The organism is Nonomuraea monospora, from assembly GCF_039531895.1.
GTDB lineage: Bacteria > Actinomycetota > Actinomycetes > Streptosporangiales > Streptosporangiaceae > Nonomuraea > Nonomuraea monospora.
On sequence record NZ_BAAAQX010000023.1, the window covers coordinates 123901 to 134765 of the forward strand.

Genomic DNA, 10865 nt, shown 5'->3' on the forward strand with positions numbered 1-10865 from the left:
GTCTCTTTTCCAGGTCGTCTCAGGTGGCGCGGCTCTTGCGCAGGTCAGTTGGCGCGGCTCTTGCGCAGGCCGGTGATCTGCAGCTCGGCGAACCCGGCGACCACCAGCGCCTGGGCGATGGCCCAGACGGCGCCCATCGTGGTGAAGCCGGCCGCGCCGGTGACGACGGCGGCGACGCTGGCCAGGGTCCAGATGATGTTCATGGCGATGACGGCCTTGGTGGCGGCCGGGCTGATGGCGCGGCGGGTGGCCAGGAAGCCGACGGCGGCGCCGTACACGAGCAGGAAGACGCCGATGCCGCGCAGCAGGCCGGTGTCCGGGCCGAGCAGGGCGCCGACCGGGCCGGCGAAGGCGAGGTAGACCAGCCCGTTGCCGCCCGTGACGACGGCGTCGGCGGCCAGCGAGAGACGCAGGAACTTCATCCGGTCGGTGGTGACGGTCAAGGCGGTCATGTCGGGCTCCTTTTGGATGGCCTCGTTCGTGCGGACATCTGAAAGATGCCAGGCCAGGGGTAGGGGCCGCGATTACGCGCCAGGTAAAGCGGGGCGATGATCCCCGCGCCGAGCAGGGGAACACGGGGATTTGTGAGGGTCGTCACAGCGAAGGCCGCCGTCCGGAGGGGGACGGCGGCCGTTGCCTGGCGAAAGGGGGTCAGACGCCCAGGACCTCCCGGCGCAGGTGCGTCTTGAGGATCTTGCCGCCGGGGTTGCGGGGCAGCTCCCCGTCCCGGAACCACACGTGTACCGGGATCTTGAACTTGGCGATCCGCTCCGCCAGGAACGCCTGCAGCTCCTGCACCTCGACCGTCCTGCCGGGAGCCAGCCGGACCACCGCGCCGACCTCCTCGCCCAGCTCGTCGTGCGGCACGCCGATCACGGCGGCGTCGTCCACAGCCGGGTGCTCGAACAGGGCCGCCTCGACCTCGGCGCAGTAGACGTTCTCGCCGCCTCTGATCACCATGTCCTTGGCGCGGTCCACGATGTAGACGAAGCCCTCGTCGTCGATCTTGGCCAGGTCGCCGGTGTGCAGCCAGCCGCCGACGAACGTCTGCGCGGTCGCCTCCGGCTTGTTCCAGTAGCCGAGGATGACGTTCGGGCCGCGTACGCACAGCTCGCCGACCTCGCCCGGCGGCAGCTCGTTGCCCATCGGGTCCACCACGCGCACGTCCACGACCGCGGACGGCAGGCCGATGCTGTCGGGTTTGGCCTGGTAGTCGGCTCCGCCGTTGCCGATGGCCAGGGCGGAGGTCTCGGTCATGCCGTAGCCGTTGGAGGGGGCGCGGTTGGGGAGGTTCGTGGTGATGCGTTCCAGCAGCTTGGGCGGGGCGGGGGCGCCGCCGTAGCCGAGGGTGGCCAGGGATGACAGGTCGTACTTGCCGAAGTCGGGGTGGGACATGAGCTGCCAGGCGTTGGTGGGCACGCCGATCATCGCGGTGACGCGCTCCCGCTCGATGAGGCGCAGCGCCTGCTCGGGGTCCCACTTGTACATCAGCACGAGGCCGCCGCCGCTGAACATCGTGGTGGTCATGGCGGAGAAGCAGCCGGTGACGTGGAAGAGCGGGACGGTGAGCAGGGTGATCCTGCGGGTGCCCGCCGCGGCGCCGACGTCCTTGCCGGCCATGGCGACGGCCTTCATGAGGCCGAACGCGACCGTCATGGGCGACTGGCCGATGTTGCGGTGGCTGCCGAGCGCGCCCTTCGGGTTGCCGGTCGTGCCGGAGGTGTAGAAGATCGTGGCCGGGTCGTCGGGGGCCAGCTCCACGTCGGGCAGCTTCACGTCCGCCACGACCTCGCCCATGACCTCGTCGAACGCGCGCGCCCCCGCCGGCACCTCACCCCTGGTGACGATCATCGGCACGCCGGTCGCCGCCAGCCGGACTGCGCGCTCGGCGTCGGCGATCAGCACCTTGGCTCCGGAGTCGCGCACGCCGTAGGCCAGCTCGGCCTCCGTCCACCAGGCGTTGAGCGGTACGGCGATCGCCCCCGCCGCCAGCGCGGCCGAGAACGCGACCACCCACTCGGGGTAGTTGCGCATCGCCACGGCCACCCGGTCGCCCTTCGTCACGCCGTACTCCTCGACCAGGCGGCAGGCGAGGGTGGCGGCGCGGCGGAAGTGCTCCTCGAACGTGATGTGCTCGTCCTCGTAGACCAGGAACACCTTCTCGCCGTGGAACCTGCTCATCTCCAGCAGGGCGCGAAAGTGGGCGGGAGCATGCTTCCAGGTGCGTACGCCGGTGTCGCCGATCTCCTCGATCTCGAAGAGCTGGCCTGGGGCGGTGAGCTGGGCCTGGACCTGGGCGTGCGAAAGAGACATACGCAGAACTCCCGCAATGGACGATTATTCCGGAGATTTCACAGTACCGACCGGCCGGTACGTCGCGCTAGACGGTCATGGGGGCACCCTTCGGTCATGAAAGTTTCATTACCGAACCGATAGTTTCTGGCTTCCAACTGCTGCTTTAGCGTCGGCGTGGGCTTGCCATTGACCGTTCGCGTGCATGTCAATACCGTCTGCGATGCGATCTCCAACCGGCCGAAACTTTCGTGCGGAGGTAGATGTCCGTGCATTCGTCCAAGCTTCTTCGACTCCTCACGTTAGTGGGGATGTTCGCCGTCTTCCTCCTGCCCGCCACCCCGGCGCAGGCGTCCGCGCCGCTGCGCACCCACGCCGCCGCCAGGAGCAAGTTCATCGGCGCTGCGCTGGCCACCAGCCCGCTGTCGAACGAGACCTCCTACCGCACGATCGCGGCCACCGAGTTCAACCAGGTGACCGCCGAGAACGCGATGAAGTGGGACTCCACCGAGCCCAGCCAGAACCAGTTCAACTTCTCCGGCGCCGACGCCATCGTCAACTTCGCCACCCAGAACAACCAGCAGGTCCACGGCCACACCCTGATCTGGCACCAGCAGACGCCAGGCTGGGTGCAGAGCCTCGGCGCCACCGCCATGCGCTCGGCGATCCAGAACCACATCAGCCAGGTCGTCGGCCGCTACGCCGACAACGCGACCGTGGTCTCCTGGGACGTGGTCAACGAGATCTTCGACGACAACGGCGGCTGGCGCACCTCCTTCTGGTACAACACGCTCGGCCAGAGCTACGTCGCCGACGCCTTCCGCGCCGCCCGCGCCGCCGACCCCAACGCCCGGCTGTGCATCAACGACTACAACGTCGAGGGCATCAACGCCAAGAGCACCGCGATGTACAACCTGGTCTCCTCGCTGCGCCAGCAGGGCGTGCCGGTCGACTGCGTGGGCTTCCAGGGGCACCTGGCCATCCAGTACGGCTTCCCCAGCGACATCCAGCAGAACATGCAGCGCTTCGCCGACCTCGGCGTCCAGGTGCGGGTCACCGAGCTGGACGTGCGCATGCAGATGCCCAGGGACACCACCAAGGACACCACCCAGGCCACCTACTACCGCAACGTGGTCAACGCCTGCAACGCCGTCACCGCCTGCGCGGGCGTGACGATCTGGGGCTTCACGGACAAGTACTCCTGGGTGCCGGACACGTTCTCCGGCCAGGGCGCCGCACTGATCTACGACGAGAACTACCAGCAGAAGCCGTCCTACACCGCCGTGCACGACGCGCTTGCGGGCGGCACCACCACCGACCCCACCCCGCCGACCACGCCGGGCACGCCGGCGGCGAGCAGCGTGACGTCCAACTCGGCCACGCTGACCTGGACCGCCTCCACCGACAGCGGCGGCAGCGGCCTGGCCGGCTACAACGTCTACCGGGAGCAGGGCACGACGGACACGCAGCTCGGCCAGAGCACGACCAACTCGATCAACCTCACCGGGCTCACCCCGAACACCCAGTACCAGGTGTACGTGCGCGCCCGTGACGGGGCGGGCAACCTGTCCGCCAACTCGGCGCTCGCCACGTTCACCACGCAGTCCGGCCCCGCCGGCGGCGGCTGCACCGCCGCGGGCACCGTGCAGAGCCAGTGGAACAACGGCTACGTCGTCCAGCCCGTCACCGTCACCAACAGCGGCTCGTCGGCGATCACCGGCTGGACCGTCACCTTCACCCTGCCCGCCGGCCACACGCTCGCCGGGTCGTGGAACGCCACCCTGACCGTCAGCGGCCAGACCGTCACCGCCAGGAACGCCTCCTACAACGGCAACCTGGCGCCGAACGCCGCCACCTCGTTCGGCTACCAGGTCAACCGCCCGACCGGCAACACGCAGACGCCATCCGGCTACACCTGTGCCTGATCGGGGCGCCTGAATCGGGGATCCCCTGGGGCCTGCCCGCCTGCCCGCCCGGCATCGGCACCCGCCCCAGGGGATTCTCTCCGCCCGGAACATTGACATTTAAACCGTCGAGGTCTGTCGTTCGCCGTAGGAGGTGAACGGCATGAACGAATGGGATGCCACCTCGTACGCGGGAAAGGACACGATCCTGCGAGTCGTCCGGGAGGAGGCCGAGCGGCTCTTCGCGCTCGCCGAACCGGAGGAGGCCTGGGAGGCGCCGACCGCCTGCACGGGCTGGACCACGCGCGACGTGGTCGCGCACATCGTCGACACGACAGAAGGCTACTTCGCCGCCTTCGACGCCGCCCGCGGCGGAGGTGACCCCGGGACGGCGTACGGGCTGGCCGGCATGGGCGACCGGGTCAACGCCCAGGCGCTCGCACTGCGCGGAGTGCCGCAGAAGGAGCTCCTCGACCGGCTCAAGGCCGACTTCGAGCGGATGCAGACCATCCTGCGGAGGCTCGGCGAGGACGAGTGGGCCGGGCTGACCGTCCCGCACTTCTACATGGGGCCGCTGCCCGCGTACTTCTACGCGGCGGGGCAGCTCATGGACTACGCGGTCCACTCGTGGGACGTCCGGCAGGGGAGCGGGCGGGCGCACGGGCTGCCGGGGGAGGCGGCCGACCTGCTCGTGCCGTTCATGTTCGTGCTGTGGCAGTCCACGATCCGGCAGGGGGCGGATCTGACGCCGTTCGAGATCGGGATCCGGGTGGGCGGGGTCAACGGGGGTGACTTCCGGGTCTCGGTGGGGGCGCGGGGGATGACGTACGAGCCTGGGGGGCTGGAGGGGCTGCCGGCGGTCATCGAGTTCGACGCCGGGAGCATGGTGCTCACGACGTTCGGGCGGAGCAACTCGGGGACGGTGCGCGGTGATCTGCGGGTCGCCGACCGGTACCTGAATCTGTTCTTCCGGATCTAGCTTCGGGCCGTGGCGCAGTGGCTTGCTGGTGGGGTGGCCGGCAGGCCACTGAGCCGCGGGAGATCCCGCGGTGCGATCGTCGAGACGCGGGCGGATGGGGCAATGCTGGAAGTGGCGCTCGGGATCGTTCTCGGGCTGGCGGGCATCACGGTTTCGGTCCTGCTCGGGCGAGGGCAGGCACGTGAGGCCAGGAGACGTAAGAGCATCGACCGCTTCATGCGGACGCGCAGATGGCTGAAGACGAACGAGAAACTACTGGCTCCCGTGGCGGCGCGCCGGCATCCGGATCTCCCCGGAGCGGATCCGAACGTTCCCGGCTTCTACCGGCCCGAATGGTTACTCGAGAAGCCGATCCCGCTGGACGGGGTGACCTTCGCCCTCCTTCCTGAACCGCCTGAGCCACCCCCGCACCTCGACGCTATGAAGCGCCTGTGGCCGTTCGACAGCACCGGGAGGCGTCTCGACTCGTACAGCGAGGCGGTCACCGCGCATGACCGCCCTGCCCACTGGTTCAACGGAACCAGTTATCGGCTGCTCGACGTCACCCGCACCGATGCCGGCCACCTGCGTCTCTCCGTGTGTCTCATGCGCTACCTGAACGGCTTCGACTCGTGGGGAGGGCTCCTGCACGAGGCGGCCGAGCGATACCGGAAGACCTCGGGGCGTGATGTCGGCGGGCCTTATCGGCGACGACTCGGCGACCCGTTCGACCTGCGTGCACGACACTGCGCGATCGGCTTCAGCGTCCTGACCGTGCGCCGGGCGCCGGGCGGCTCCACCTTCTTCCTGCATCGCCGGAACGAGTGCGTGGCCAGTGGGAACAACGTCACCAGCCTCATCCCCGCCGGCGAGTTCCAGCCCTCCGACGACTCCAGGCTCGCCGCGGGAGCCGACCTCGACCTCTGGCGGGCCATGACGCGCGAGTACGCCGAGGAACTCCTGGGCATGGAGGAAGCCCGATTCCGCACCGGGGCTCCCCTCGACTACGCCGGTGAGAGCCCGTTCAAGGAGCTGGGGCAGGCCTACCGCCGTGGTGCCGTCCGCGCGTACCTGCTGGACGTCAGGCTTCATCCCGTCTCCTGGAAGGCCAGCCTCCGGATCGTCTGCGTCTTCAACGCGCGGACCTTCGACCGGATCTTCAGCGGCATGGTGGCGAAGAACGCCGAAGGCATGCTCGAGTTGCCGTCCCCGCGCCGCCGCGCGACCGGCAGCTTCCAGGGCTGGCCTCTGGACGAGGAGACGGTCGCGCGTTGCCTCGCGGACGTCACCTTGGTCGAGGGCGGGCGTACGTGCATAGCCAGGGCGTGGCAACATCGCCATGCTCTCGGCCTCGTCCCTAGCCCTTCACCGACCCGCCGAAGTTGAACGACCCCGCCAGATACTTGTTGACCGCCACGTACAGAATCACCGCAGGCGCCGTATAAAGCACCGAGAACGCCGCGAGCTGCCCATAAGCCACCTGCCCGTACGTGGAGAAGAACGTGTAGATGGTGACGGCCGCAGGCTGCTTCTCCGGCGTGTCGAGCAGGACGAACGGCGCGAAGAAGTTCCCCCACTGCCCCACGAACACGAAGATGGCCACCACCGCGATCCCCGGCGCCATCAACGGCCCGACCACGGCGCGCAGTGACTGCACCCAGCCGGCGCCGTCCACCCAGGCGGCCTCCTCCAGGCTGACCGGTACCCCGTCCATGAAGTTCTTCATCATCCAGATCGAGAACGGCAGCGAGCTGGCCGTCAGGAACAGCACCATCGCCGGCACGGAGCCGTACAGGTTGAACCGGAAGAACATCGCGTAGACGGGCACGAGGATCGCCGTGACCGGCAGGCCCGTGGTGAACAGCAGGGTCAGCATGAAGTGGCGGCGGTAGCGGAGCTGGTAGCGCGACAGCGGGTACGCGGCCAGCCCCGCCACCAGCACGGTGAGGAGGGCCGTGGAGCCTGAGATGACGACCGAGTTGATCAGCGGGAGGATGATCGTCTCCCAGGTGAGCACGGCCTGGAAGTTGGCCAGGGAGAAGGTGAACGTCGGGGTGGCGGAGAGCGACGCCTCGGGCTGCACCGAGGAGACGAGCACCCACAGGAAGGGCCCGAGGAAGGCCAGCGTGATGACGAGCAGCGACAGCAGGGCCGCGCCCCTGGCGGCGATCCGGGTCATGCGTCCTCCACCTTGATCAGCCGCAGGTAGACGAGCGAGAACAGCGCCCCGATGACGAGCATGACCAGCGCGATGGCCGAGCCGTAGCCGATCTCGAAGTAGCGGAAGGCCTGCTCGTACATGTAGAGCGGGGTGGTCTGGCTGGCGGTTCCCGGGCCGCCGCCGGTCAGGGCGTAGATGAGGCCGAAGCTGGCCAGCGTCTGGAGGGTGATCAGCATGAGGTTCGACATGATCGAGCGGCGGATCAGCGGCAGCGTGATGTGCAGCAGCCGCCGCAGGGGGCTCGCCCCGTCCACCGCGGCGGCCTCCACCAGGTCGGGCGGCACCTCCGAGAGCGCGGCCGAGTACACCAGCATGGAGAAGGCGGTGCCGCGCCAGACGTTGGCCAGGATGACGGCGAGCATCGGCGCGGTGTAGAGCCATTCCTGCGAGATGCCGAGGACGGTGTTGAGCGTGCCGTCCTCCGACAGGAACGAGAACCAGCAGGCGGCGGCGACGATCTCGGGCATCACCCAGGCGCCGATGACCACGCCGTTGACGACGCTGCGCGTCACCCGGCCGCGGCCGCGCTGGAGGAGGGCGATGATCAGGCCGAGGGTGTTCTGGCCGATCACGGCCGAGCCGATGACGAAGACGAACGTGAGCAGGAAGGAGTTGACGAAGTTCGGGTCGTCGAACATCCTCGTGAAGTTGTCGAACCCCACGAACTGCGAGTTCACCGAGGCGGAGCCGGTCAGGGTCTCGTTGGTGAAGGCGATGTAGACGCTCCACAGGATGGGGCCCGCCAGGAACAGCGCCAGCAGCACCAGCGCGGGGGCCATCGGGAGCAGCCAGCGCAGCACCCGCCGCCGCCGTGCCGGGCCGCCTGGCGGCGTGCCCGTCACGGCCGGCGACGGCGCTGTGGCGATCGTCATCGGGCCAGGACCTTGTCGGCGCCCCCGACGGCTCCTGGCAGCGCCTTGGCGTAGGCGGCGGTGGCCTCCTCAGGGCTGCGCGAGCCGGTGGTGACCGCCTCCATGGCCTCCTGGACCTGCGCCGACACCTTCGGGTACGCCTCGTACGCCGGCCGGTAGTGCGTCACCTCGGCCAGGTCGGTGAAGAACTTCACGCTCGGGTTGTCGGCGGTGTACTTCGGGTCGGCCGCGACGTCCTTGCGCGGCGCCAGGTCGCCGGTGCTCACGGAGTACGTCAGCGAGTTCTCCTTGTTGGTGGCCACCGTGATGAAGTCGAACGCCTCCTGCTTGAGCTTGGCGTAGGAGCTCATCGCCATCACCCAGCCGCCCGACATGCTGACCGCGCCGGGCTCCTCGCCGTTCTGCGTCGGCATGGCCGTCCAGCCGACCTTCTGCTGCCACTCGGGCCACGGCTTGGTGCTGGTCGGCTTCCAGGCCGCCGCCGTCCACGCGCCGTCGAGCGAGATGCCGATCTTGCCGGCGGGGAACCACTCCAGGTTGACCTTGTCGGCGAGCTTGGCGTTGTGCGCGTCGGCCTGCTTGGGGCCGAGCTCCTCGCGGTAGACGGTGTTGATGAAGGTCAGGGCGTCGGTGAAGTTCTTGCCGCCGGCCACCCACTTGTTCTGCGTGTCGTCGTAGAGGGTGCCGCCGGGGGTGCCGTACAGGAGCATCTCGAAGCCCTGCATGGTGGACGCCTCACCGTGGATCTTGGTGGAGTACATGCTGAACGGGACGGCGTCCGGCACCTTCTGCTTGATCGTGCGGGCGGCGGTCAGGACGTCGTTCCAGCTCTTCGGCTCCCACGGGACGGGCAGGCCGGCCTTGGCGAAGACGTCCTTGTGGTACCAGAGGCCGCGCGTGTCCGTGCTGATGGGCACGCCGTAGATCTTGCCGTCGATGCCCTTGGCCGCCTCCTTGACCGAGTCGGGGAACTGGGCGGTCCAGTCGGGCCACTTGGTCAGGTAGTCGTCGAGCGGGGCCAGCTTGCCCGCCGCGACGTCCGCGTTGACCTGGAACGTGTCGTGCAGGTAGACGTCGGGCGCCGAGTCGGGCGAACGGTTCAGCAGCGCCAGTTTCGTGTAGTAGGCCTCGTTGTTGCCCTGCACCGGCGTCAGCTTGATCGTGACTCCGGGGTGGGCGGTCTCGTACTGCTTCTTCGCGTCGCGGAGCACCTTCTCCAGATGCGGCCACGTCGGCTCCACCTTGTAGAGGACTTCGAGCTCCTTGGCTCCGGACGCCTCCTGCGTGGCGCCGCCACCGCAACCCGCGGCTGTCAGCGCTGTCAACAACACGAGGGAACCAGCCAGGCTCCGTCTCATCACGGCCTCCCCTTGTTTCCTTGGGTTGCTGGAGAACGTAAATCTTTTTGATTTACTAAGTCAACACTCTGTGGTGATATTGCTCACATGCAGCAGGGCACGAACCTGCCCAAGGTAGGCAGCTACAACCGCGCCGTCGTGCTGGAGGCCATCCAGGCGTCCGACGGCATCAGCCGGGTGCAGATCGCCGCCGTGACCGGACTCACCGCCCAGACCGTGTCGGTGATCGTGCGCAGGCTGCTGGAGGAGGGCCTGGTCGTCGAGGACGGCTCCGCGCCGTCGAGTGGCGGCAAGCCCAGGACGATCCTGCGCGTGGACGCCCGCGCCGGCTACGCGGTCGGCGTGCACTTCGACCCGCAGGAGCTGTCGTTCGTGCTGGCCGACCTGGCGGGCCGCCCCGTCACCCGGCTGCACCTGCCCTTACGCCCCCGCACCAGGCCCGACGCGGTGATCCGCCGGATGGCCAGGGCGGCCCGCAGGATCCTGCGGGAGGCGGGGGTGCCCGACGGCAAGGTGCTCGGCGTGGGGCTGGCCTGCCCCGGGCCGCTGGACGCCGACGGCGTGATGGTGTCGCCGCCGCGGCTGCCCGGCTGGGACCGGGTGCCGATCAAGGGGCTGCTGCAGGAGTACACCCGCTTCCCCGTGACCGTCGACAACGACGCCACGGCGGCGGCCATCGGCGAGCGCTGGGCGGGCATCGCCCGCTCCGCCCCCGGCTTCGCCTACCTCTACCTGGGCACCGGCATCGGCGGCGGGCTCATCCTGGACAACCAGGTCTACCGGGGCAGCTCGCTCAACGCCGCCGAGTTCGGGCACATCACGGTGGAGCCGGAGGGGCCCGAGTGCTATTGCGGCAACCGGGGGTGCGTGGAGGCCGTGTGCTGCCCGAGCGCCATCGAGGCCGCGCTCGGCAGCGGCGCCGACCACGCCGCCATCTGCGCGGCGGCGGCCGTCGGCGAGCCGGAGGCCCGCCGGGTGATCGAACGGGTGGCGCAGCGGCTCGCCGACGCCGCCGTGAGCGTGGTGAACATGCTGGACATCGACCTGCTCGTGCTCGGCGGGCCCGCGCTGCGGGAGGTCGGGGAGATCTACCGGGAGGTGATCGCGCGGGCCGTGACGGAGCGTCCGCTGGCCAGGCGGCTGCACGGGGTCAGGGTGGAGACCTCGCCGATCGCGGCTGACGCCGCCGCGATCGGCGCGGCCTCGCTGGTCTTCCACGCCACGTACGCGCCTCGCCTGGGCACCCTCGTCAGCGGTTGA

The 10865-nt window shown here is 69.1% G+C and carries 9 protein-coding genes; 4 read left to right on the forward strand and 5 right to left on the reverse strand.

All coding sequences use genetic code 11. From position 1 onward, the window contains the following. Positions 1-44: 44 nt before the first annotated feature. Both ABD331_RS36650 and ABD331_RS36655 read right to left on the reverse strand, forming a co-directional pair. Positions 45-452 carry a hypothetical protein gene (locus ABD331_RS36650; protein ID WP_344485474.1) on the reverse strand — a complete coding sequence of 136 codons (408 nt, stop codon included), beginning with the start codon at positions 450-452 and terminating at the stop codon, positions 45-47. A 199-nt stretch (positions 453-651) separates the two neighbouring features. Then, positions 652-2313 carry a class I adenylate-forming enzyme family protein gene (locus tag ABD331_RS36655; protein ID WP_344485477.1) on the reverse strand — a complete coding sequence of 554 codons (1662 nt, stop codon included), beginning with the start codon at positions 2311-2313 and terminating at the stop codon, positions 652-654. A gap of 290 nt (positions 2314-2603) precedes the next feature. On the opposite strand from ABD331_RS36655, the gene ABD331_RS36660 reads away from it, so the two are divergent. From ABD331_RS36660 to ABD331_RS36670, 3 genes are all read left to right on the forward strand, one after another. Continuing rightward, the gene (locus tag ABD331_RS36660; RefSeq protein ID WP_344485479.1) at positions 2604-4217 is read left to right on the forward strand and encodes an endo-1,4-beta-xylanase; all 1614 of its coding nucleotides are present in this window, start codon (positions 2604-2606) and stop codon (positions 4215-4217) included. 142 nt (positions 4218-4359) lie between these two features. After that, positions 4360-5175 carry a maleylpyruvate isomerase family mycothiol-dependent enzyme gene (locus ABD331_RS36665; protein WP_344485482.1) on the forward strand — a complete coding sequence of 272 codons (816 nt, stop codon included), beginning with the start codon at positions 4360-4362 and terminating at the stop codon, positions 5173-5175. 9 nt (positions 5176-5184) lie between these two features. Next, entirely contained in the window at positions 5185-6540 is a 1356-nt protein-coding gene (locus ABD331_RS36670) for a hypothetical protein (protein WP_344485485.1), read from the forward strand. Here the strand turns inward: ABD331_RS36670 and ABD331_RS36675 are convergent. From ABD331_RS36675 to ABD331_RS36685, 3 genes are read right to left on the reverse strand one after another with little or no spacing between them, the layout of a single operon-like run. Then, complete coding sequence (locus tag ABD331_RS36675; RefSeq protein ID WP_344485488.1) at positions 6512-7333, reverse strand: carbohydrate ABC transporter permease; 822 nt, start codon at positions 7331-7333, stop codon at positions 6512-6514. The two genes, ABD331_RS36670 and ABD331_RS36675, sit on opposite strands and share 29 nt — an antisense overlap. Then, the gene (locus tag ABD331_RS36680) at positions 7330-8247 is read right to left on the reverse strand and encodes a carbohydrate ABC transporter permease (RefSeq protein WP_148436618.1); all 918 of its coding nucleotides are present in this window, start codon (positions 8245-8247) and stop codon (positions 7330-7332) included. The genes ABD331_RS36675 and ABD331_RS36680 overlap by 4 nt, the downstream gene beginning before the upstream one ends. Beyond that, positions 8244-9572, reverse strand: a complete 1329-nt coding sequence (locus tag ABD331_RS36685; protein ID WP_344485493.1) for an extracellular solute-binding protein — start codon at positions 9570-9572, stop codon at positions 8244-8246. Before ABD331_RS36685 ends, ABD331_RS36680 begins: the two co-directional genes overlap by 4 nt. Before the next feature lie 120 nt (positions 9573-9692). Between ABD331_RS36685 and ABD331_RS36690 the strand changes: the two genes are divergently transcribed. Then, complete coding sequence (locus ABD331_RS36690) at positions 9693-10865, forward strand: ROK family transcriptional regulator (RefSeq protein ID WP_344485496.1); 1173 nt, start codon at positions 9693-9695, stop codon at positions 10863-10865.